General features: G+C 37.9%; 25 protein-coding genes and 1 pseudogene. 16 read left to right on the top strand and 10 right to left on the bottom strand.

The window, feature by feature from the left end; translation table 11 throughout:
- The first annotated feature begins 461 nt into the window (after nucleotides 1-461).
- The 6 genes and pseudogenes from AC3ANV_RS16760 (at nucleotide 462) to AC3ANV_RS16735 (ending at nucleotide 6,426) form a co-directional block, all read left to right on the top strand.
- On the top strand, nucleotides 462-1,211 hold the full coding sequence (locus AC3ANV_RS16760) for a HipA family kinase (RefSeq protein WP_488309826.1): 750 nt from the start codon (nucleotides 462-464) through the stop codon (nucleotides 1,209-1,211).
- A gap of 45 nt (nucleotides 1,212-1,256) precedes the next feature.
- Nucleotides 1,257-1,994, top strand: coding sequence for a glycosyltransferase family 2 protein (locus AC3ANV_RS16755; protein WP_488309825.1), 738 nt, complete (start codon nucleotides 1,257-1,259; stop codon nucleotides 1,992-1,994).
- A 62-nt stretch (nucleotides 1,995-2,056) separates the two neighbouring features.
- The gene (locus AC3ANV_RS16750; RefSeq protein WP_488309824.1) at nucleotides 2,057-3,124 is read left to right on the top strand and encodes a glycosyltransferase; all 1,068 of its coding nucleotides are present in this window, start codon (nucleotides 2,057-2,059) and stop codon (nucleotides 3,122-3,124) included.
- A gap of 565 nt (nucleotides 3,125-3,689) precedes the next feature.
- The gene (locus AC3ANV_RS16745; RefSeq protein WP_488309823.1) at nucleotides 3,690-5,132 is read left to right on the top strand and encodes a L,D-transpeptidase; all 1,443 of its coding nucleotides are present in this window, start codon (nucleotides 3,690-3,692) and stop codon (nucleotides 5,130-5,132) included.
- A 65-nt stretch (nucleotides 5,133-5,197) separates the two neighbouring features.
- The gene (locus tag AC3ANV_RS16740; protein ID WP_488309822.1) at nucleotides 5,198-5,338 is read left to right on the top strand and encodes a hypothetical protein; all 141 of its coding nucleotides are present in this window, start codon (nucleotides 5,198-5,200) and stop codon (nucleotides 5,336-5,338) included.
- Nucleotides 5,339-5,403: 65 nt separating this feature from the next.
- A pseudogene (locus tag AC3ANV_RS16735) lies at nucleotides 5,404-6,426 on the top strand (IS1595 family transposase).
- A 119-nt stretch (nucleotides 6,427-6,545) separates the two neighbouring features.
- Here AC3ANV_RS16735 and AC3ANV_RS16730 read toward each other — a convergent pair.
- Nucleotides 6,546-7,073, bottom strand: coding sequence for a GNAT family N-acetyltransferase (locus tag AC3ANV_RS16730; RefSeq protein ID WP_488309821.1), 528 nt, complete (start codon nucleotides 7,071-7,073; stop codon nucleotides 6,546-6,548).
- A 224-nt stretch (nucleotides 7,074-7,297) separates the two neighbouring features.
- On the opposite strand from AC3ANV_RS16730, the gene AC3ANV_RS16725 reads away from it, so the two are divergent.
- The 3 genes from AC3ANV_RS16725 (at nucleotide 7,298) to AC3ANV_RS16715 (ending at nucleotide 9,175) form a co-directional block, all read left to right on the top strand.
- Nucleotides 7,298-7,519, top strand: coding sequence for a hypothetical protein (locus AC3ANV_RS16725; RefSeq protein ID WP_488309820.1), 222 nt, complete (start codon nucleotides 7,298-7,300; stop codon nucleotides 7,517-7,519).
- A 427-nt stretch (nucleotides 7,520-7,946) separates the two neighbouring features.
- On the top strand, nucleotides 7,947-8,555 hold the full coding sequence (locus AC3ANV_RS16720) for a kinase (RefSeq protein ID WP_488309819.1): 609 nt from the start codon (nucleotides 7,947-7,949) through the stop codon (nucleotides 8,553-8,555).
- Between the two features lie 35 nt (nucleotides 8,556-8,590).
- Nucleotides 8,591-9,175, top strand: coding sequence for a hypothetical protein (locus tag AC3ANV_RS16715; protein WP_488309818.1), 585 nt, complete (start codon nucleotides 8,591-8,593; stop codon nucleotides 9,173-9,175).
- Between the two features lie 26 nt (nucleotides 9,176-9,201).
- Here the strand turns inward: AC3ANV_RS16715 and AC3ANV_RS16710 are convergent, their stop codons facing one another.
- Nucleotides 9,202-9,711 (bottom strand): AAA family ATPase, encoded by a 510-nt coding sequence (locus tag AC3ANV_RS16710; RefSeq protein ID WP_488309817.1) that lies wholly within the window; start codon nucleotides 9,709-9,711, stop codon nucleotides 9,202-9,204.
- A 214-nt stretch (nucleotides 9,712-9,925) separates the two neighbouring features.
- Between AC3ANV_RS16710 and AC3ANV_RS16705 the strand changes: the two genes are divergently transcribed.
- Genes AC3ANV_RS16705 through AC3ANV_RS16695 form a run of 3 tightly spaced genes read left to right on the top strand, consistent with a single transcriptional unit; the run spans nucleotide 9,926 to nucleotide 12,689 of the window.
- Nucleotides 9,926-10,507, top strand: a complete 582-nt coding sequence (locus tag AC3ANV_RS16705; protein WP_488309816.1) for an RIO2 family protein — start codon at nucleotides 9,926-9,928, stop codon at nucleotides 10,505-10,507.
- Nucleotides 10,501-11,607, top strand: coding sequence for a glycosyltransferase (locus AC3ANV_RS16700; RefSeq protein WP_488309815.1), 1,107 nt, complete (start codon nucleotides 10,501-10,503; stop codon nucleotides 11,605-11,607). Before AC3ANV_RS16705 ends, AC3ANV_RS16700 begins: the two co-directional genes overlap by 7 nt.
- On the top strand, nucleotides 11,604-12,689 hold the full coding sequence (locus AC3ANV_RS16695) for a glycosyltransferase (RefSeq protein ID WP_488309814.1): 1,086 nt from the start codon (nucleotides 11,604-11,606) through the stop codon (nucleotides 12,687-12,689). The genes AC3ANV_RS16700 and AC3ANV_RS16695 overlap by 4 nt, the downstream gene beginning before the upstream one ends.
- 343 nt (nucleotides 12,690-13,032) lie before the next feature.
- On the opposite strand, the gene AC3ANV_RS16690 is transcribed toward AC3ANV_RS16695, so the two are convergent.
- Entirely contained in the window at nucleotides 13,033-13,485 is a 453-nt protein-coding gene (locus AC3ANV_RS16690; protein ID WP_488314259.1) for an NUDIX hydrolase, read from the bottom strand.
- Nucleotides 13,486-13,602: 117 nt separating this feature from the next.
- Between AC3ANV_RS16690 and AC3ANV_RS16685 the strand changes: the two genes are divergently transcribed.
- On the top strand, nucleotides 13,603-13,806 hold the full coding sequence (locus AC3ANV_RS16685) for a hypothetical protein (RefSeq protein ID WP_488309813.1): 204 nt from the start codon (nucleotides 13,603-13,605) through the stop codon (nucleotides 13,804-13,806).
- A 468-nt stretch (nucleotides 13,807-14,274) separates the two neighbouring features.
- Here the strand turns inward: AC3ANV_RS16685 and AC3ANV_RS16680 are convergent, their stop codons facing one another.
- From AC3ANV_RS16680 to AC3ANV_RS16665, 4 genes are all read right to left on the bottom strand, one after another.
- Nucleotides 14,275-15,372 (bottom strand): Gfo/Idh/MocA family protein, encoded by a 1,098-nt coding sequence (locus tag AC3ANV_RS16680; protein WP_488309812.1) that lies wholly within the window; start codon nucleotides 15,370-15,372, stop codon nucleotides 14,275-14,277.
- 60 nt (nucleotides 15,373-15,432) lie between these two features.
- Nucleotides 15,433-16,170, bottom strand: coding sequence for a ThuA domain-containing protein (locus AC3ANV_RS16675; protein WP_488309811.1), 738 nt, complete (start codon nucleotides 16,168-16,170; stop codon nucleotides 15,433-15,435).
- 28 nt (nucleotides 16,171-16,198) lie between these two features.
- The gene (locus AC3ANV_RS16670; protein WP_488309810.1) at nucleotides 16,199-17,359 is read right to left on the bottom strand and encodes a Gfo/Idh/MocA family protein; all 1,161 of its coding nucleotides are present in this window, start codon (nucleotides 17,357-17,359) and stop codon (nucleotides 16,199-16,201) included.
- A 109-nt stretch (nucleotides 17,360-17,468) separates the two neighbouring features.
- Nucleotides 17,469-18,554 (bottom strand): LacI family DNA-binding transcriptional regulator, encoded by a 1,086-nt coding sequence (locus AC3ANV_RS16665; protein ID WP_488309809.1) that lies wholly within the window; start codon nucleotides 18,552-18,554, stop codon nucleotides 17,469-17,471.
- A 243-nt stretch (nucleotides 18,555-18,797) separates the two neighbouring features.
- Here AC3ANV_RS16665 and AC3ANV_RS16660 point away from each other — a divergent pair, with 243 nt between their 5' ends.
- From AC3ANV_RS16660 to AC3ANV_RS16650, 3 genes are all read left to right on the top strand, one after another.
- Complete coding sequence (locus AC3ANV_RS16660; RefSeq protein ID WP_488309808.1) at nucleotides 18,798-18,932, top strand: hypothetical protein; 135 nt, start codon at nucleotides 18,798-18,800, stop codon at nucleotides 18,930-18,932.
- Between the two features lie 203 nt (nucleotides 18,933-19,135).
- Nucleotides 19,136-19,399, top strand: coding sequence for a DUF4160 domain-containing protein (locus AC3ANV_RS16655; RefSeq protein ID WP_488309807.1), 264 nt, complete (start codon nucleotides 19,136-19,138; stop codon nucleotides 19,397-19,399).
- Between the two features lie 13 nt (nucleotides 19,400-19,412).
- Nucleotides 19,413-19,724, top strand: a complete 312-nt coding sequence (locus tag AC3ANV_RS16650; RefSeq protein ID WP_488309806.1) for a DUF2442 domain-containing protein — start codon at nucleotides 19,413-19,415, stop codon at nucleotides 19,722-19,724.
- A 537-nt stretch (nucleotides 19,725-20,261) separates the two neighbouring features.
- Here the strand turns inward: AC3ANV_RS16650 and AC3ANV_RS16645 are convergent.
- From AC3ANV_RS16645 to AC3ANV_RS16635, 3 genes are all read right to left on the bottom strand, one after another.
- Nucleotides 20,262-20,399: a YjcZ family sporulation protein gene (locus tag AC3ANV_RS16645; protein WP_488309805.1), complete on the bottom strand. Its 138-nt coding sequence runs from the start codon at nucleotides 20,397-20,399 to the stop codon at nucleotides 20,262-20,264.
- Nucleotides 20,400-20,498: 99 nt separating this feature from the next.
- Nucleotides 20,499-20,759 carry a hypothetical protein gene (locus AC3ANV_RS16640; RefSeq protein WP_488309804.1) on the bottom strand — a complete coding sequence of 87 codons (261 nt, stop codon included), beginning with the start codon at nucleotides 20,757-20,759 and terminating at the stop codon, nucleotides 20,499-20,501.
- Between the two features lie 368 nt (nucleotides 20,760-21,127).
- Complete coding sequence (locus AC3ANV_RS16635) at nucleotides 21,128-22,525, bottom strand: glycoside hydrolase family 27 protein (RefSeq protein WP_488309803.1); 1,398 nt, start codon at nucleotides 22,523-22,525, stop codon at nucleotides 21,128-21,130.
- Nucleotides 22,526-23,029 lie beyond the last annotated feature (504 nt).

Here is a 23,029-nt window from a genome sequence, read left to right as displayed (position 1 = left end):
ATAAACAGTGTAACATATAATTTGTGAATCTCCTAATTTAATTGGATTGGAAAAAAATACTGCTTGAAATATAGTAACAGATAAGAGTGGCTGAGAAGCTACTCTTTTTTTATTTTAATTAGTTGATAATTTTCTAATGCAATAATCGGGCGCAATTCTGCAGAAAGAATTGTGCTTTTTCTTTATGTTTAGGGCCAGATCATTGAATAACGATCTCAAATAAAATTGTTAGATAATTCTGAGTAATAAAAATCGATTTAAAGTCATCCATTAAATTCATCCTTTCACAAAAGTTCATCCATATGATTTGAAAATAACAAAAACTGACTAGACGTCAGTCTACATAAAAAAATGAATATGATTTTTCCATGAATTAACTAATACAAGCCGTTCCAAAGTTATTCTAAAATGCATATTTTAGAAAATGACCCAAAGTTAATATATGAAAGAGGTGATTTTATTTGACACTACAGGCAACTAAATATATTGGGGAGATTGGAAGGGGTAGAACAAATCCGAAATTAATTAAATGTAATGATGGGAATATATATGTTGTTAAATTTATGAATGCAGAATTTAAAAGGTCTATTATAAATGAGTGGATGGCCTATCAATTAGGAAAATTAATTAATTTCCCTATGCCCGATTGCGAATTAATTAGTATCCCCGACGCCCTTATTCAATCTACTGAAAGCTTAAAAACAGGTGTTTCACCGGGACTTGCCTTTGGGAGTTTCTTCAAAAAAAATATCAGTGTTAATGATATAAGCCTAGCTTATTGTAAAAATATTAATAATTTAGCAGATATGCTCATATTCGATATGTGGATTCATAACAGAGACCGAAACAAGAACAACATGATAATAGTAAATGACCCTCAACCTAAATTGCTATTTATTGACCATGAAAAAGCTTTTTGTGGACGAACTTGGGAAGAAAGCGATTTGATCAGATTTAGCAAGAAAATAAATCCAAAATGGAGTAAAAATCAAATCTATTTTATGAAACATTTAAAAAATAAAGATTTATTTCAAAACACTCTCCAGTTAATTCAATCTTTAACGATAGCTCAAATTAGGGAGGCAGTCTATTCGATTCCCGGGGAATGGAATCTTAAAGAATCAGAACAAGAATATTTAATCGTTTTTCTTTTACAAAGAAGAAAGCTATTAAAGGAACAAATCCAACAAATAACAAAAACATATTTTTAAATGTGAATCCTGTCGGATAAACAATAAACGCAAGGAGTGAATAGTATGGTAAGGGTAAGTGTTGTTATTCCTACGTTTAATCGTGAAAACTTTATAGGCCGAGCGATTGAAAGTGTGTTAAATCAAACATATTCGGATTATGAGATTCTTGTTGTAGATGATGGCTCAACAGACCGGACAAAGCAAAAGGTCCTAGAATATGGTGATTCTATTCATTATATTTACCAAGAAAATCAAGGCCCGTCGGCTGCAAGAAATAAAGGAATTCAACTATCTCAAGGAGAATATATCGCTTTCCTTGATTCAGATGATTGTTTTCTTCCTCATAAGTTAGAAAGGCAACTAGCATTTATTGACGAGCATCCAGATTGTAAATTCCAATATAGCTGGTACAACCAAATTAAAGTTGTAAAAAAAAAGAAAATAATACGGACCGCTTTGACATGTAATAACCTGGAACATTTTCAATTTGCTTTGTATAAACGTCAGTTTACAATCAGAACATCCACAGTACTTGTTGCAAAAGAATGCTTTACAAATGGGCTCCTTTTTAATGAAAAATACTTATATTCGCAAGACTGGGATATGTGGTTACGTCTCGCAAATTCCTATTATGGCTATTGTATTGAAGATCCTTTAGCAGAATATTATAGTGGTCACGGTGACAATCGTAGCAGTCTCAAAGTAACTATCTATCATCCGGAAATTATAGAATCGATACTTCAGTTATATGGTTGGGATGATCAAAAGCTAAAAATGCTTGAAGATAAATACAATTTATAAAGTTTAAAATAAGTTGAGAAATATGTTTAATGGAATATAGCTTAAATAACTAATAGAAAGGATTGATAAAAATTAATACAATTGCACACCTTAAATATAAATTAGAATACAGTCATTCCACTCCTCACACACAAATTGTACCAGGTTACCGAAATATTCAGCTACTTCGTTCAATGAGAAATGTTCGTGATGATTCCCTTTTAAATGAAGATGTACATTTTTTACAGTCTATTAAAGACCCTAAAAGCTTTGTAATGTCTCAAAATATTAAAATTCTCCATGCCCATCATGGAAATCTCGGAGTATTATTACTTCCATTTGCTCAAGAGGCTAGTGTACCGCTTGTGTGTAGTTTTCGTGGAAAAGATACAGTTGTGCAATCCAAAGAGGCACATAAAAATGATTTATTAAAATTATTTGAAGGTGGGACAAACTTCTTTCCCGTTTGTAAGTACTTAGCTGATAAAATTGTTGATTTAGGGTGTCCACCTGAAAAAGTAAAGGTTTTATATGGCGGGATCGATTTAGGGAAATTCCAATATATAGCACCGCAAGAATCCAAAGAGCATATTAATATTTTATCAATAGGACGTTTAGTAGAAAAAAAGGGGCATGATATCTTGCTTCAAGCTTACGCAAAGATTAGAGAAAAATATCCAAATACATCTATAACTGTTATCGGAGGAGGAATTTATAGAGAATATTTAGAGAATCTTGCTCAACAGTTAAAGTTAGGAAATTCTTTCACATTATATAATCATATACAGTATGACCAAGTTGCAGAACACATGAAAAAAGCAGATCTTTTTGTTGCGGCAAGTTTAACTGGTAAAGATGGAGACGTTGAAGGAATTCCAAATACACTTAAAGAGGCAATGGCGACTGGTCGCCCGGTTATCTCGACTTACCATGCCGGGATACCTGAATTGGTAACGAATGAACACAATGGCCTACTAGTTCAAGAAAACAATGTCGATGAATTGGCTCAAGCATTAGAATACATGCTTGAAAAAAGAGAGAATTGGAAAAAATATAGTGAGAATGCCCGTAATACAATTGAAACTAAATTTAATTTACAAACCCAACTGATGACTCAATCGATGTTCTATAATCAAATTTTAGAATCTTAGTTAACAAGAAAGTATAGTTAAAAATAGGACCACTGTATCAAAAATACTTTGTGGATAGGGCTTCACTTTGTTGGAAAGAAAAGTTTAACAGAAGCAGTCGTAAAAGGGCTTTATTCACGATCCTTTTTGGAACTGCCTCTTTTTTTAAGTAAAGTGGGTGGATACTGATATAAAGTGTTGAGTGGATAAGATACTTGTTAATTCAGGTGTCTTTTTAATTTAAGAATAAATTAATATTGGTAGTTTAAAATAATGCTGTTAATTCTTATAATTATTCCGGTTTTGAAAATGAATTTGGGTGATAGTTAATATTTAAAAACAAAAGGGGATGTGTAATGAGAGGTTAAACATTAAAGAATGGTGTTTTGTGAGGTTTTAAATGGGTTAAATAAAAACATAGATTGAGATAATTTTAATTTTTATACAAATTATGACAAATTTCATGCTTACCATTCTACTATAATAATGTTAATTTTAAAAAAGACAAAAAAATCCAAATTTGAAAAACAAACCAGAGGTAACGTCGAAAACAAGCCTAGGTTACCAGGTAAACGGGGGAAAGGTTATGGAAAATGCAACACGAGAAGTAGTCGAAGAAATGGGGAATAAAAGGACTGACCTAAACAAATGGCCGGTAAAATGGAAAATTGGAATTGGCGGTGCAATTGTGGCAGGTGCACTCGTATTGTCAGGCATCTCCTATTATCAATCAACCCGATTCAATTCTCATATCACAATTAATGGCACGGACGTAGGTGGAATGATGGCTAACCAAGCATTACAAATGTTAGGATCATCTGTATTAAAAAACGAAATCTATATTGGTCAAGACAAAATTTTCGATGGAAAAGATACAAAAACGGGATTTACAAATAATGATTTGTCTAGCATCAAGAAAGTATTAAAAAGCCAAGAAACGTTTTGGCCTTCCTCAAAGGCAAGAAATTATTCGTTGGCACCAAGCAAAGTGGATACATATCGAAGCGAAATGAAAAATGAAATAGAAAAAAAACTCCAACTTATGAATAAGAATTTAAAAGCACCCCAAGATGCAGAGGCCCATTTGGAACAGGGCAATATGGTGGTTTCTAAAAGCATTAATGGAAATCAATATGATATCCCTGGAATGTTAAAAGATTATCAAAAACAGGCATATAAAAGTGTTATTTATCTGAATGCCGAATACATACAGCCTGTCAAGGAAAACAGTCCGATTGTACAAAAAGAAAAGAAAACACTGCAAGAACTCCTTCAACGAACCGTTAGTTATTCGGTACAGAACCAAGTGTATTCCTTAAAAGCCAGTGATTTAATTAAAAATGCCTCCTTGTCGAAGGATGGGCAGTATACTGTTGATCCAAGCGATATTAAAAACGAGATTGCTAAGATCAATGCTACACAATCAACTTTAAATAAAAATTTCCTATTTAAGACGCATTCCGGTTCGGTCATAACGGTAAAAGGGCAAACCTATGGATGGGCTCTTGATGCGAGTAAAGAAACAAATCGGATTCAGGAAGCCTTTGAAAAAGGAGAAAATTCAGTCGTTGCTTCCAGCGTTTATGGGAATGGCTGGGACCATGATGCCATCGGCTTTAACAACACGACGAACAATGGAATCGGCAACACATATGCGGAAGTTTCCATTCAAGAACAACGGATTTGGCTTTATAAAAATGGACAATTAGTACTCACAACCAATGTAGTGACAGGTAGACATGACGTTAATGAAGATACACATCCGGGAGTATGGTATATTTTGTATAAACGATCACCTGCCATACTTGTGGGCAGCGAAGTTGGAATGGCACACTATAGAGTTCCAGTAAATTATTGGGCACCTTTTACAAATGATGGAGAAGGGTTTCATGATGCAAGTTGGCGGACAAACTGGGCTAATAATGCCTACCTTACGCAAGGTTCAGGAGGATGTGTCAACACTCCGCCAAATGTGATGAAATCTGTATATGATAATCTCAGTACGTATGAACCCGTTATTGTTTATTGAGGTAAAGCAATATATTCACTTTCGCAATGCGTTCTTCTAAAATAGCTGTAAGCAGGGAATTGTTAATGATTTCCTGCTTTTTCTTTTGGCTCTGTTACATTGATGGCCCTTCTTTACGGGATTATCTTCAGGAACAAGGAACGATAGCCGAATCGATTACCCGGCAGATTGTTATTATGAAAGGCTATGTTAAAGTTCTTGGTTGATTTCGAATAAATCGTAATCATTTGTGGTATCCTGATTGTAATTAATGACAAAAGGGGTAATTCAAATGACTGTGGCGAACATATTAGCTGACATTGCTTCATTAAGCGACAAGGACAAAGAAAATATCTTAGATTTCCTTACCCGCCATTTCACTCCTTCTGCTTCTCAACAAGGAGTTTTAATCGGTGAATTAAGGGAGTGGAAATTTTCTCACGGTTTTCATTGTCGTCATTGTGGAAGTATGTCGGTTGTTCGCTATGGTAAGCGAGATGGTCGCCAGCGTTATAAGTGCAAAAATTGTCTTAAATTGAGCTGCGATTTAACGAATACCCCTATGTATCGTTCAAAAAAGGCAGACAAATGGATTTCCTTTATTGAATGTATGTTGAAAGGGTTATCTCTTCGTAAGACAGCCGAAATAGTTGGCATCACTCACGTAACTGCTTTTTACTGGAGACATAAAGTGTTGTCTGCTCTTGCGAAAGAAAGTGTCGGTACACTTGAAGGAATAGTAGAAGTAGATGAAACCTATTTCTTAGAAAGTTATAAAGGTTGAAAAGTTATCACAACTCGTAAATCAAGAAAACGTGGTGGTTCGGCTTCAAAGAGAGGCATCTCAAATGAACAAGTTTGTGTATTGGTCGCAAGAGACCGAAACAAAACAACCCTTTCAAAGCGTGTCGGTTCAGGTAGAATTCTAACCGAACAAATTGATACAACCCTTACATCACATTTCCAACGTGATACGGTGCTTATTTCAGATGCTCATAATTCTTATAAATCTTATTCGGCTAATAACAACGTGGAACACATTATCATAAATGGCAGTAAGAAAGAATATGTAAAGAAAGGCATCTATCATCTTAACAATATTAATAATTACCATTCCCGATTAAAGAAATGGATAAGTAGATTTAATGGCGTTTCTACGAAGTATTTACAGTTATATTTAGTTTGGTTTCAGTTCCTGGACATTAGGAAAATGGAAAGCGATTTAAGCAAGAAAAAGCTGATGCTTATTTTATCAAGTATTCTCGGAACCTGGGAAACCTCAGATACATTAAGATTTAGAAACACCGCCTTCTAAAATTACAGATTATCTCTAAAAGGAAATTACAAATATTCACCAATGGTTTCACATTAAAATGAGCTAAGAAATTTATCTCCAAGCTCATTTTTCGCTAAATTACCCGTTAGCTGAATAACTTATTTTTTAAGTAATGAATAGACATAGGTATCGTGTGCTTCACCATTTTGATACATATATTTCTTCAAAATTCCCTCATTTTGAAAACCAATTTTAGTTAGTAAATTATTAGATGCTTCATTGTCAATAAATACAACAGCACCTATACGAGTTAAATCCATAACATCAAAGCCATATGAAAGAACTTTATATATAGCTTCTGAAGTATATCCTTTTCTCCACTGCTCTGGATGGATTTCGTACCCTATTTCTGCTCTTTTATGTTTAGGCAACCAAGCATTAAAGCCAATTGTTCCAATTATACCTTTGGTCTCTTTTCTTTCAATCCCCCAGCGTATGCCTCTTTTTTCATCGTAGTTTTTTGAAAAGAAATCAACGAACTTATCTGCTTGTTCTATACTCTGTAATGTTTCTTGACCATAATAACGTGTTACATTGTCATTAGAAAAATAAGCAAAAATACCTTCTGCATCCTCTTTTGTTAATTCTCTTAGTATTAGTCTTTCTGTCTCTAATATTGGAAACATTTTATCTCTCCCTATTTTTAATTCAATAATTAACTATTCTTTTTAAACGGTAAAATCCATCTATAAATTGAATTCCTTATTTCAGAACCTGCTTCATTAGTTTAAGTAGAAATCTTCACTATTTAATATTTATTTTAACATAAATATCCAATAACAGGTTTTTATATTGTCTTTAAATCAACCTTTACCTTTAACATAGCCTTATGAAAAGAGAAATGAAGCGTTTGGGATTTACCAATTTGGACCGCTGTGTCATTCGTCACATTTTTGTTGATAAAAATCAGGTACTGAAAGCCGTAGATCATGCGAGTTCTTATGATCGGAAACCCATACCGATTCGGCTGTTAGATACCTTATCCGAACTAGGATTAATTGAACGCTTTTTGCAGCAGGTCAAAGGTATGGACAAGAAGCTTTATACCGAATGGAAGGAGTACCTTCCATAATGATATAGTTGGGACAAGATTCGAAAAACTTCGGCATGAAAGGTAAACCTTGCCCTTTTAGCATCGCTTTTTTTTCCTTTTTCATCGTTTTCGGTTTTAAAAATATTTTTACACAGCGATCTTCTGAGAGCTTGAATACTGCCCCCTGAACCCCTTTCCCTATAAACAGGTATGAAGTCGGATTATGGACAACCAATTCTTTTTGTTTTCCTATACGTGTGACTGTAATGGAACTAAAGTCATTCATGCCGTTCTTTTCCTTTTCTTTAATAGTTTAGTAAATTAAGATAATTCATTATATAGGGACAAGAGGATATAAGGAACTGCGTGTAACTAGAGCAAGTTCAAATCCTTTACATAAAATATATAAAGCTATGAACCACGGGTCATAGAGTCAAATAACAATATTTCAAGGAGTTAAAGAAAAATGGAGGATTTTAAATCTATTCGTGTTTCCAAGAAAGGCGAAAATAAAGTAGAAGTTGTTCATAATCCAACCTCGTATCCGCTAATCGGAACGGGGAAGCAAGGGGCTGTTTTTAAAATTTCTTCGGATCGATGCGTAAAAATTTACGCAAACCCAAACAACGTCTTCAAAGAGAGTAAAGCTTATAAAGCAACACAGGGATCACCAATTATTCCAAAACTCTATGAGGTTGGAGAAAACTATATTGTTTTGAAGTACATTGAGGGTTCTACTTTAAAGCAATATCTTAAATCAAAAGGTAACATAACAGAAGATATCACCCAAAAAATCCTAATCATGCTGGAAGAAATGAAGCGATTAAAATTTGCCCAGTTGGATTCGAGGTTAAGTAATATTATTATATCCGAGCATGAGGTACTAAAAGTAATAGATCTTGTGGATGCATTCAAATTAAGCGATGATCAGTCTAACCGGCCAGAGTCGCTCATGAGAGGTCTAAACAGATTAGGTTTATTACCGTCATTTTTGGAACAGGTAAAAAAGTTCGATCAGCAATCCTATGACCGATGGAAAGATTTCAATTCTTTGAAAAAAAGAAAGATTAGGTAAAGCAGCCAAAGCTGTGAACTTAGGAGTTGAAGAAAGTGGAGGATTTTAAATCCATTCGTGTTTTCAGGAAAGGGGATAATGAAGTAGAAATTGTTCATAATCCAACATCATTACCGTTGATTGGAAAAGGGAAGCAAGGTGCCGTTTTTAAACTCTCTTCAGATCAATGCGTAAAAGTTTACGCAAATCAAGCGAACGTCTTGAAAGAGAGCCAAGTTTTAAAGATTGCACAGGCGGGGTTTGCTCCCAAACTTTATGAGGTTGGAGAAAACTATATCATTATGGAGTACATTGAGGGTTCTACAAAAAAGGAATATCTTGAAACAAAAGGCAATCTAACAGAAGATTTCACAAAAAAAATCCTATCCTTGCTACAAGAAATGAAGCGATTAAAATTTACCCGGTTGGACGTGAGGTTTGACCACCTCATCGTAACCAAACAAGGAGAACTTAAGGTAATTGATCATGTGAACTCATTTTCATTGGAAAAACAGTCCACCCGGCCCGTTAGACTCTTAAAATGCATGAGAAAATTAGGTTTACTATCGGAGTTTTTGGAACAAGTAAAAAAGTTCGATCAGCAATCCTATCTGGAATGGAAAGATTCGAAAAGAAAATAAACTCCCTGCTTAAAGGGAGTTATGTTTTATTCGTGTCCATGTATCCATTCTCTTATTTGTTGAGCTACTTTCGTTACATCGGTTTTGGAAGTATCAATAATTGGCATCGGCGGGTTATATTTATCAGCAATCTCAATAAGCCATTTTGCAAAGTCATTATTCCTTTGAAGCTTTTTTTCAGTCATCCTTTTTCTTTTTTGCAATCGTATCTCTCGGGTTTGGTCATCGCAATGTAAAGCCAGGTAGTAAACGTGCTTAAAATTATCGAAGTCGATACATTTTTCAACATCGTCCGGCCTTATGATGCCGCATATGATGGTTTTTCGGCCGCTTTCGGCAATATTTCGTGCGACGCGCAGCCAAATATTCAACAATTTGTGTTTGTCAAATTTGCGAAGGTCGTCATTTATAAACTCAATAATATCATCATAATCAAAAACTGCATATTCCGGCATTAGTTTCCTCAGTTCCTTAATAATCGTTGTTTTACCCGTACCTTTCGCACCTGTAACAATATATAAGGGCACTTTAGACATAGCAATTCTCCTTTGTTTATCAGATATTAATATGATATGAATTAAAATGCTGTGTGGTAGATATATTTGTCCGACCATTTAGCAACTTTATTCAGCGGCCGATGGGGAAACGGTTATACGACTAGAGCATTTTCAATCCTTCATCATAAAATATATAAAGCTATCAACCCACTCCCAAAAGGTAATAAATATACACTCAAGGAGTTGAAGAAAATTGGAGGATTTTGAATCTATTAGAGTTGTTTCTCGTAGGAAGGGGGATAAAGTAGAAGTTGTTCATAATCCGACCTCATATCCGCTAATCGGAAGGGGGAATCAAGGCGCCGTTTTTAAAATCTCCTCGGATCAATGCGTAAAAATTTTCCCCAAACCCATGCACGCTCAGAGCGAAAGCGAAGCTTTAAAAGCAGCACAGGGATCGCCCATTGTTGCAAAACTTTATGAGGTTGGAGAAAACTATATCATTATGGAGTTTATTGAGGGTCCTTCTTTAAAGGAATATCTTAAATCAAAAGGAAATATTACAGAAGATGTTACAAAAAAAATACTATTCTTGATAGAAGAAATGAAGCGGATAAAATTTACCCGGTTAGATTCAAGGTTAAAGGAGATTATCGTAACCAAACAAGGTGAACTTAAAATGGTAGACCTTGTGAGCCATTTTACAAAAAAGTACGAAATACCTCAGTTACTCTTGGCGAATCTAAAAAAGTTGGGCTTATTATCGTCGTTTTTGGAACAGGTAAAAAAGTTCGATCCGCAATCTTATCTGGAATGGAAAGATTTTTTATGTTAACACCTGTTAAAAATATATTTATGTACCGCGAACGTTATTTGCCCATAAGCGAAACGTTTATTTATGAGCAAATTCGTAATTTGGCCCAATATTTCCCGCATGTTTTTTATCGTGAACTCCTCGCTGAGTCTACTTTATTTCCGTTTTCAAATCTCTATCCATATCAGGATCTTAAAACAACGATTGAGCATTTCCATAATCATAACATCAGATTGATTTATGCGCGGTTCGGCACCGGCGGGGTGCAAATGCTTCCATTGAAACAAGAGACGAATCTGCCGATGCTTACCTCGTTCCATGGTTCCGATGTTTCCAAACAGTTAGTAAAAAACAAATACTATGCAGCGAAGTTACCGGAACTCTTCCAGAAAGGCGATATGTTTACCGTAGTTTGTGAGTACATGAGAGACAGGTTAATCAACCTTGGCTGCCCCGACCATAAAATTACGGTGCTTAAATCGGGTATCGATTTGGACAAATTCCCCTTACATCCCAAAGTATCCGCAAATAAAGATGAGCTTCGCCTCTTAAGTGTCGGGCGTTTAACTGAAAAGAAAGGAATGGACATACTCATTCAAGCATTTGCCCAAATTGCAGAGAAATATCCAAGGCCAAAGCTGACAATTATTGGGGAAGGAAAAGAAAGGGAATACCTTGAGAGCTTAATCGAAAAACTTCATTTAGATGGACGAGTAGAGCTAAAAGGAAAAAGGAGCCATCCGGAAGTGAGGGAACAATTAATGAACAGTGATATGTTCTGTCTCGCTTCCCTTACTGCGTCGGACGGGAATGAAGAAGGGATCCCAAACGTGATTATGGAAGCTCTGGCAATTGGAAGGGTTGTTGTAAGTACCGCACACGCGGGTATCCCGGAACTGATTCGCCACGGCGAAACAGGATATTTGGTTCCGGAAAAAGATGTTGGCGCGCTATCCGCAATGTTAATCCATGCTATTGAGCATCAGAGTGAATGGAGTCAACTAGCTGAGAATGGTCGCAGGAAGGTACAACAGGAACATGACATTCGGAAACAAATACTGAAATTGGAACAGTTATTTACAAATCTCATTATAACTCCACAAAAGGATGGTGAAATATGATCTCATATGTGGTTGGAAGAGGTATGGGGCATCTCGGCAGATGCATTAACATATCGAAAAAATTACATCAGCAACATATCCCGATTCAAGTGTATGCCTTTCAAGAAACACATGGTTATTTAATGGAAAATCTACAGAACCAGGTCCCTTTGAAAACCTATTTATCCAGACAATTCGAGGATGGAAAACAAACCGAACTATTAATAAATGATTGGCGCTCCGAAGTGGCGGGATTTCGCAATGAGGGGAAGGTTGATTTAAACACGAAGCTCATTACAATCTATCACAGTGACTTTTCCATGCGTGAAAATGATTCCACTCCAATGCGGGAATATAAAAATCGCATCCGGGATATCGCCAATCAATCCGATATCTTTCTGCACATGAATCTTCTCCCACCTAAGCAGTCCAATCCAAGATTAAACTGCATTTATATCCCTATTCCTTTAATCACCAGAGATGTCAGCCAGTCACCTGAAGAAGTTAAGCGCATGCTAGGTCTTCGGGCTGACGAGTCGTTTATTCTGGTTCACATGGGGGGCGGGCTCGGTATACACCGGTATCAACAAATCGTGAAATGGTATGAACAAATAAACACTCTTGCAGGCCGCTATCGATTTGTTGTGGCAGGGCAATTACAAGAAGAAGATTATCAATTCGATAAAAGGATCATCAAAGCCCCTCTATTTCCAAACGGCAAAAATCTTGTACAAGCTGCCAGTCTGGTCATTAGTAAACCGGGCATGGGCATCCTAGGAGATTGTATGTCTACTGGAACCCCATTACTTTTCCTTCCAGCTGATGATGCGGAACGCGAGCAAAAAATAAATATGCTTAGACAAATATTAAATAGTGATATGGGAACGATAAATGAACCGGAAGAGATCGTAACAAAGATCGAGCAAGCTTTAGAAAATAAACATGTATTTCAAAAAAAATTTTTTCAAATCCCTACCAATGGCGCTGAGGTGGCTAGCAAAATTCTCGAAATGGCCTATCGGATCCCGCTTTCGGAATTGCCAAAAAAACGCGAGGATCTCTTACGCTTGAGTCCGTTTAGTTCCAATGATAATGAGGACTGATATAAATGACAATCCCCTTTATATAATCATTATCCTTATAACCAAAAAAGGAGGCCTCCCTTAAGTTGAAGGTATACTTCTATTTAAGGGAGGCCTCTTTTTATAGAACCCGAAACGGAGAGTATTGTCCAATACCTGAATACAATCCTGTTTTCAATAAATAAACAGATATCGGCATCGGGAACCGAATTTGTATTTTTTGGATATTTTTGCAGCATGTTCCAAATGCCAATTACCTCCAAACTCTTTTCTATTAAACCATTAGACTTTAAGGTTCACCGATGTAAAAATCGATGGTTTTCAGAATCTCCTTCACTTCACCCGCTCACTGGAATCTTTTTTACTATTTCATTCTCTTTGCATGAAAATATTCTAGTATTTCTTGATCTCTAGCACTTAATCCCATCGGAAGAACCGACGGTTTAAAAAATTGGACCTTTTGTGTTTCGATACCATCAGGCCTTAATTCTCCGCTGCGTATGTCTTTAGTCACGTAAGCAATGGTAACATGATAGTATTCATCCCCATTAGGCAGCTTCGTAAAAAAGTTTTTCCCTGAAATCACTCCAATTAAATGAAGCTTCTCGATGTTTAGTCCCGTTTCTTCCCATATTTCACGTCTGGCGGCCTCTTCCGCGGATTCCCCCAATTCGATAAAGCCGCCCGGCAGTTTCCACATTTCATCAGCTTGTACGAGCAAAAAGCGGTCATGCTTATCGATAACCAATACGGCGACCCCTGTGAGAACCAAAGGTCTTGTTCCCACCAGAGAGCGTAATTCTTCAATGTATCCCAACTTCATACAACCTCCTTGGGATCAATTTATCCCGATTTGACCACTATCCTATTTAAGGAACTCTTCTATAAATGATTTTGCATTAATATATTAAATGCAAAATGATAACGATCCGAAATGGACAACCACATAATATATTTACACTATTTTAACAAAATGACCGAGACATTTGCCGGAGGTATTAAAACCTTCAAAACAAAGTTCCTTGATAAAGCCTTAACCCATGAAGCGGCAAAAGAGGCAATTGAAAGAGGAACAATAGGCAACTTTATCAAACTTTATGAGCCCGATGTCTATCAATTTTATCAATTAGCCAAATAAAGCAGTAGGCGGAAATGATCCCTGTTCATGTGGAAGCGGAAAAAATATAAAAATTGCTGCGGAAAATGAACTTATTTGGAAAATTATTGATGCGTTATCGCCTTATAAGGTTGTATTAGCGGTTGAAACTCCAAGAGTTTAGAACCATTGCCAGAGAGAAATGTGAAAGAGTCTCCCCATACACAGGGAGACTCTAATTTAATATCTGTTTTCGTAAACATTGTTGTATATAACTCACAAATGAGTCATTTTAAAGTATACAATTCCACTTTACCATTGATTTAAAACGATTTATCAGCGAATACTCAGCTTTTATCGGCGGATTCAAATGATTTATCAGCGAATCCAGCTATTTATCAGCGAATTTTAAGAGTTTATCAGCAAATTAAAAAAAGCAACAATCCTTGAGAAATGAGCCAATTTATTCTATGAATTGATTATCAAAGAAGGGAAGAAAGTAATCTGCTTTTACCTAGAAGACTGCAATGCCGCAGACAAAGATTCAGGTCGCTCACAAGTACTTTCCATTATATAGTGTTTTCCACGATCCGAGGAATCATGGAAGCCGTGCATCGCTTCTAGAACATGATACCCTAATTCGCCCTTTGCCCGATAGTTTCCTCCTTCGAGGATAGCAGTGGCCATATCTGCAACACCAAGTCCTCTGCTATTTTGGGCGTAGCCATATGCTAAAGGGACCTCAGTAAAATCATTTTCGTCACGTTTTCTGATCTGAACAGGACCGCCGAACGTATTTGGATCAGGCACTAGTAAAGTACCTTCACTGCCGTATATTTCAATAGGAGGAAGCGAAGTCCCGCCAAAAGCATCAAAGCTTGTAGTAATGGTTCCGATCACACCCGTTTCAAAATCAAGGACACCGGATATATGTGTCGGGGTAGTGACTTGAATTTTAGTGCCTGCTTTTGGTTTACTCTCTACCGTTCTTTCGGGATAGCTGATACGGGTTGAACCGGAAATTCGTTTAATCGGTCCTAAAAGAGCTACCATGGCCGTTAAATAATACGGTCCCATGTCAAACATTGGTCCTCCACCGTGATCATAATAGAAGGAAGGATCCGGATGCCAATGTTCATGCCCTCGGCAAATCATGAAAGCTGATGCTCCAACAGGTACACCGATTTCACCCTGTTCAATTAAATGGATGGCTGTTTGAATGCCTGCACCCAAGAAGGTGTCGGGTGCACTTCCAACAAGGAGATTACGTTTCTTGGCTGTTTCTAAAATTTGTCTTCCTTCATCAAGTGTAACAGCAAGTGGTTTTTCCGTATAAACATGCTTCCCTGCCTCAAGTACCTGGATACAAACAGCTGCATGGGCTTTTGGAATCGTTAAATTAATAACGAGTTCAATTTCAGGGTCTGATAACAGCTCTTGGACGGAGCAAGCTTTAGGAACACCGAATTTGTCGGCTTGAGATTGTGCACGTTGTTCATCTAAGTCCGCACAGGCAACAAGTTCGAGGTGGGGGAACTTTTGGCAATTTTTCAGATAAATAGAACTAATATTTCCGCATCCAATGATACCGATTTTAAGTTTTCTCATACTTGAGTCCTCCAAGTTCTGTATTTTTAGTCACCGACAAACGGGGCGCCTGCGCTTTTCTTATTGGCTGTCACCCATACCGGTATAGACACGGCCATTTCTATTACAAGAGGATGGGTCCAATCCTTCAGCACGTTTTTTTCCTTCAGCGGCCCACAAAAATCCGCGCCGCATAATAAGAGAAACTTCCGGCATCGCGATGATATTCGCTTGATGGCCTAAGGAATTATAAAAAACATTTCCCAGGCCCCATCGTTTTGTCCATACGACAGGCATATCAACGGCTTTATTGGCTGCATGCGGACCATTAGCCACCGGGAAGCGGGTGGTGGCTAACACTTCAACCGCCGGATCGTAATGTAGATAATATTGCTCGCTGACGACTTTAAAATCAGAGAGGCCTTCTACTAATGGACTTGTGGTAGACTTGATGTTGACCATGTATTCCACTCCATCATTACCGGGATGCGCGACCCAATTACCGCCAGTCATAAATTGCCAGTCCACATTGGTACGGAAAGAGTCACACATTCCTCCGTGACAGCCGGCTAACCCCACACCTTGCATCACAGCTTCAGAGATATTGAGTACATATTTATGCTCGATCTCACCCATGGTCCAGTGGGGGATAATTAAATCTAAGGATTTCAGCTTTTCCGTATCTGCATAAGCCTCAAGTGTATTTAAAACCTCTACCTGGAAGTTTTCTTCCTCAAGGATTCCTTTAAAGATTTCTGCTACTTGCTCCGGTTGATGGCCATCCCATCCGCCCCAAACGATCATTGCACTTTTTTTCATGGTTCAAGCACTCCTTTTTTTAAAAAATTTATATTTCAGAGATTCGGATCCATTGGCGTTTTTCAATCGATAAATCAACAGCTTCCAATACTTCTTGACACTTAACACCATCACGGAAATTCGGAACAGGCTGACGATCCTCACGGAAGGCCTGCATTAGTTCAACCATTTCATGAATAAACGTATGCTCATACCCGATCGTATGTCCCGGGGGCCACCAGTTTTGAGCAAACGCATGTGCAGGGTCAGTTGCCAATACGCGGCGAAAACCTTGTACATCCTCGCGATCATCTGCAAAATAGGCCAGAAGCTCATTCATCCGTTCAAAGTCGAAAATAACGCTGCCTTTACTGCCATTGATTTCAAAGGAATTCGTGCAGCGATGACCTGTAGCATAACGGGTAGCTTCAAAGCTTCCTAAAGCGCCGTTAGCAAATCGCGCTAAAAATAGGGTAGCATCATCAACGGTAACCTTGCCTTTCTCAGCATGATTGCTGACGGTTGCAGTTAACCCTGTCATTTGAGATGGAAGCGGTCTTTCTTTAATAAACGTATCGTTCATGCCGATAACCTCAGTCATATCCCCAATTAAATAGTGAGCCAGATCGATTAGATGGGCCCCGAGATCTCCATGTGACCCAGAGCCTGCAATATCTTTCTGAAGTCTCCAGACACGCGGGAAGTTCGGATCAACAAGCCAATCCTGTAAAAACCAGGCACGGAAATGATAGATTTTCCCTAACCTGCCTTCGTCGATAAGCTTTTTAGCCAGCATCACTGCAGGGGCGAATCGGTAATTAAAACCAACCATATGCTTAACCCCGGCAGCCTCAACGGCTTCAAGCATTTCTCTGGAATCCTTTAATGTAAGCGCTATTGGTTTTTCGCAAAAAACATGTTTGCCTGCTTGTGCAGCAGCAATTGTTATTTCTTTATGTACGTCGCTAGGTGCATTGATATCGATTAAATCAATATCCTCCCGTTGTAAAAGACTTTTCCAGTCCGTTGTATATTCCTCCCAACCGAACTGCTTAGCTGCAGAAGTAACCGCATTAAGATCACGGCCACAAATAACCTTCATTTCAGGATGAATCGATTTTGGGAAGAAAAGCGGAAGATCGCGATAAGCATGACTGTGGGCTTTTCCCATAAATTTATAGCCGACCATTCCGATTTTAACTGTTTCCATAGCTTATCTCCTTTGCCTATTTTTAGTTTAAGAGAATTTAAAGGTAATAGATTTAGAACAGACTCCCGGTATTTCTGGCATTAGCCACTACAGGAGAGTGTGGCTAATGCTAAAACTTAGATGGTTGGGTGTAAGTAGACTTTAGCTGTGAAGATGCCCGTTCAATAAAGGTAACTGGCAATCGTTCATTGATTTCTTCTTTGATATCTTGTGAGATAAATTGGAGCACCTTTTCAGCTGCCAACTGTCCCATCTCAAAAAGAGGTACTTTAACTGTGCTAAGTGGTGGATTTGTCATTCTTGAAATTTCAGAGTCATCATAACCAATGAGTACGTAATCGCAGCCTACCTGATAGCCATGGTCACTTAAACCCTGCATAAGACCAATCGCCATCCGATCATTTGCGGCAAAAATAGCATTTATCTCCGGCAGTAAAGGTGCGATTTCGGCAGCTGCCTGATAGCCGCTTTTACGGCTGTAATTCCCTTGAAAAACCAATTTGGAATTATAAGGAATGCCTGCGTTGTTAAGCGCAGTTTCATACCCCTTTAACCGTTCAGCACTATTTGAAAATTCCACCGGTCCATTTAAAAAGATAATTTGTTCATATCCTTTCCTTAACAGGGAGGAAACTGCCTGAAAACTGCCATTTACATGATCGGCATCAATGGAGTGGAAGGAATGGCCTGAAAAAGTTTGGTTCACCAGGCAGTAGGGGAGATTTAAGTGATGCAGTTGTTCAAGAGCTTCCACTTCACCGGGAATATCCTTTGAACCGAGAATAATACAGCCATCTACCCGCTGCGTACGAAAAAGCTGCAGATAATCTTTCGGCTCATCTGGCGATTGAAATAAAAGGAGCAAACCGTATCCCAATTCACCAAGCTTTGAACCAATACCACTTAAAAGCTCCGAGAAATAATGTGTGGTCAGCAAATTTACCCTTAGGAAATAAGGAACAATGACGCCAATATTATTACTTTTACCCCGGGCAAAGCTTTGCGCTATCGCATTCGGGTGGTAGCCCAGTTGATCGGCTGCCTGCAAAACCTTCTGCTTTGTTTCTTCACGCAACGGACCAATATTATTAAAAACACGTGAAATTGTGGCTTCAGATACACCCGCTAATTTGGCAACATCTTTCCTGTTAGCCAAGATGTTCACCTCCAAGAAGAAAAATGTACACGCGTTCATTGTCTCTATTTTTCTAACAAATGTCAATATTCAAAAAATTTTTTTCTTTGAACCTTTTTAAGAATGATAGATTTCAGTCCTCACTCCTCAATGCGGGAAGATCCGGTACCACTAAAAAAATTCAAAATTTGTTCAATTGTAATGGCGATTATTGAATTTCTGTATGATAGGATAAAAATGGCTGATTTGCTAATTAGCAGCAGCTAAAATAATTTGAAAAGGAGTTAAAAGTTGTGACTGGATATGTATTTATTTTCTGCACCAAAAATTGAAGGGATGGACTTAGAAGAAATCTCATTAGCCAATGCACGATTAAGTAAGTATCAAGCTGAACAGGATGAAATTTATGAAAGGATAAAACCGCACATTAAACAGTGAGCACTTTAATTTTGAAACCCGCCATTTAGTGTACCAATATTCGTGGTAAAGCCCCTGCTAACCTTAACCTTTAACTTACTACTTACAAAATCCCTTTTTTATTTAGAGCAAAATCTTAATCTCCAATTAGGAATATGTTATGTCCATTTTATTAATGTAAAAAAGAATTTCCATTCATTTTTTGTTGAAAAGGAGGGTCCTGAATGCCATGTATTTGCCAATTCGGAGGGATGACAATTTATATTTATTTCGATGATCGTGAACCTCCGCATTTTCATGTAAAAGGTCAGGAAAAAACTAGAATTCACATCATAACGGGTGAGTATCTTAAAGGGGATAACCCTCTTTCAAATAATAAAGAACGTACGATACAAATTTGGCTTGAGAAGAATAGAAATGATATTAAGAAGGCATGGGATGATTGTAGAAAGGGAATTATGCCTCAAAACATCCCACCGCTTTATTAGGAGGTGTACGATATTGCGTGAAATTATTAAGGCAAGACCGCACCCAATTCTTTATGGTTGGCTTGTTTGCGAATTTGATAACGGTGAAATGCGACTTGTAGATATTAAGCCTTCCATGAAAGGGATTCTAGAGATCTTGCATAATCCTGAAGAATTTCGAAAGGTATATATTGATGAAGAGGCAGGTACTGTTGCATGGCCTGAAGATCTTCATATTGCCCCTGATACCTTATATAATCGTGGCATTGAAATAAAAGAGGTTGAAAACCTTAGTAAAGCGTATTATGATTTTCAAAAAAGTGGAGAATGGAAAGATATTGTATAATGGCAAACATTGTATACCTTGGATTGTGCCAGGCTGTGGATAAAAAGGTTCAAATCGTTGAATTACTACTTAACTATTGATCAGTTTTAAAAGAGTTCGCACACGTTTCCGAACTCTTTTTCTTTATTTTTAGGACTGGAAAAAATCAGCTTGAAGTGGAAGTGCACTCATAGATTTGATGATAAAATAAGGTTATCTTTACCTTTGGAGTGAGTTGGATGAAGCTATCAGAATTGGGAGGAAGAGTTAAACAAGATTGTAAAAGAGTTTCAAAAACAGCCTCACCAATCCTATGCATACCTTTCAATGTGGTTAAATGATCGTTTCTGATTTTTTAATCCAAAACGTCCAAGGGCTGATTTAAAAATTTTAAAAAATAAGGCTTAACCCATTGGTTTTTCACTTGAAATGCCGCATAAGCTAATGTGTAGCCGAAAACCCACAGCCTTGCTAACCTCCATAGACTCAGGCAACACATTCACAAAAAGAGTCTCAAACACACAAAAAAGCCCCTAGTGGGCTTTTTTGTATTTTTACTTAAAAGCAGATAACTGCTCCAACAATAATTAACAAGATAAATAATACTACGATTAAAGCAAAACCGCCGCCGTAACCGATGCCTCCGTAGCCAAATCCACCACAACCATAACCACCAAATCCACCATATCCAAACATTTCATAGCCCTCCTTTATACATATTCTTTATATCATATGTTTAGAAATTTTAAAGGGAAGGGCTATTTCACTAAAACTGCTACTCCAACATGTATGAAGTTACCAATCAAATGCAACTGAGTTCGAATCCTTCAAAGCGTGGTTTAATTTTTCGTTATACCGTTTCAGGTCTTCCTGTAGGTTTGCTTTAAAAGAAAATAAGGCCTTTTCGATAATTCCATTGTGGTTCCAGGAGCTTTTAAGCTCCTGTTCACATTCTTCAAGATCCCTTTGTTTATTCGAAATAATTTTATTTAAAACCTCAATATTAAGTTCTTTTAACTTATCAATAGTAAGTTCATTTAACTGCTCTATGTCCATGGTTTACCCTCCTGCATATCAAAGAAATCATCCGCTCTTGCAGCTGGATCAATCTTGCTAATGCTTTTAGAATTAACTTTAAAAGTCTATGCTTCAGCCCCAAAATAATGCTTTTTATCAACATTTTGGACAATTTCCATAAAAAATACTCATCGTTAAAAGTCAGGTTGCCGGTACTGAGTGGAAATCTTAGAATATGAATTGAGGGATTTGGTAAAAACGTATTTGCTGGAGCTGATTAATTACTCACCATAATGATCGACTTTTCAGGGATGCAAAAAAATAGCTGTTAGTTTCCATTTGAACTAACAGCTATTTTTATTCACTATTAATGTAAAAGAAAGAGTAAACAGATAATGTCGATTTTTTTACAATTTAACATCATTATGAAAGGGCGGCTGATGTAACCATGCCGGAAAGGAGATTTTTTCCTCTTCCGGGAATTTGGTTGGATAAAGCGGAACCACATGAATCATCCGACACGCATGTTTTGCAAGACGTGCATTGAATCCGTTATCCCTGCTTCCTAAATCTTGATGGCTCCACATATCGTGCACCAATGCTGAACCATGAATGCCTAAATCCTCCCAATTCACACTCACGTTTTGTGTGGATGAGCCAGTATTAAAAAGAGCTACGTTGTATGAACTGTCCGGTAGTTTTTGATAGAATACCTGAGAGGTGGGTGTACTGGATAATCGTAAACCTGCGACTCCGCTTTGGTCTGCGCCAATGATTTCGTCATTCGTAAGAAGGTTGATCCCGTAATCATCCAGTTTTGTCAGATCGCTTCCAATGACAAAATGGGATGCCGCGATCGCCCAAAGGGTTACATACGATCGTTTTTCATCATCTGTGAGTCCGTCCAACCTTCCGTTTGCAACATCCAGTGAGTCGTAGTCATTCCAACCCCCCGGTCCCGCAAAAGGAGCCCAACTCGCTGCTTGAGCAAACCTTTTAGATACATGGTTCCAGTCGGTAATCACCTCGCTATAGTTTTCAACGTCGTAGCCTGTCCGCCAGCCGTTGGATAAATTCTTCCAGGTAGATACGGATTTGATATCCAGGTTGTTGGATAACTCCAAATGAATCGGTCTGCCTGTTTTCTTCAGCGCCTTTGCCCAAGCCTTAATATCCGGAACATCCCATTTGCCAACACCGTCAATTTTAATGTAATCCACGCCATAGGAAGCAAACAATTTTGCCCAAGAATCGATAAACTCCTGTGCACCTGGCTGAGAATAGTCGATATAATGCATATTTTTGAAATTGTAATTCTTTTCCTGGCCCTTGCTTAAGTCCGCGATATCTTGTGCGTGATAGGGGGTCCCTTCAATCGGCGTGTTTTGATTCACCGCACCCTTAGGAATACCCGGAGTGACGTACAGACCAAACTTCAATCCTTTGCTGTGGATATAGTCCCCAACAGCTTTCATACCGTGTGGGAATTTAGCTGGATCTACCGCCCACCTGCCGTATTGATCAACGGTAGTAGTCCAATCCAGTTGATAAAAATCATCGATATTTACATACTTGTACCCGTGTGATTTAAATTTCTCTGCCAGCACATCGGCGGCAGCTTCGATGTTTTGCTCTGTGGGGTTCTGGCGAATGGAACTCCAGCTGCTCCAGCCCATAAATGGAAGTTGGGCCAAATGATTGTTTTTAATCGTTTTTGATTCTTCTGGAGGTAATAAAGAAATAGAAAATAGCCCTGAAAGTGCGAGTGTGGTCGATAACAAAGATGAGGATATTTTTTTAAGCATAAACATCTCCCTAAAAATCTGATTTTTTGCAAAATAGAATAATGGCGCTTACATAAATAATTGGTGTTAAGGTGAAAAAGGATTTAATTAATGGCTGACTAGTTTTTATTCGAGAGTAAGCCGGACTGGAACTTATCAGAGAGTAAGCGAGGCCTATCCGAGAAGAATCGAGGCTTATCCGAGAGTGAGCGAGGCTTATCCGAGAGTAAGTGAAGCTTATCCGAGAGTAAGTGAAGCTTATCCGAGAGTGAGCAAGGCATATCCGAGAGTAAGCGAGACCTATCCGAGAGTAAGCCGGACTTATCCGAGAGAAAGCGAGGCTTATCCGAGAATGAGCGAGGCCTATCCGAGAGTAGGCGAGGCCCAACCGATAGTAAAACTCATAATCCGAGTGTAAACTGATCCAAGGAAACCAATAGCGAGGCATTTTGCAGAGGATGGGAATAGAACTCACCAAACTCTTTCTATAGTTGGAGAATCAATCCTTACTCAACATGGCAAACT

It is taken from the genome of Neobacillus sp. DFD-2R (genome assembly GCF_057747865.1).
The sequence above is the reverse complement of the archived record's forward strand: the minus strand, read 5'-3'. Positions and strand labels throughout refer to the sequence as shown.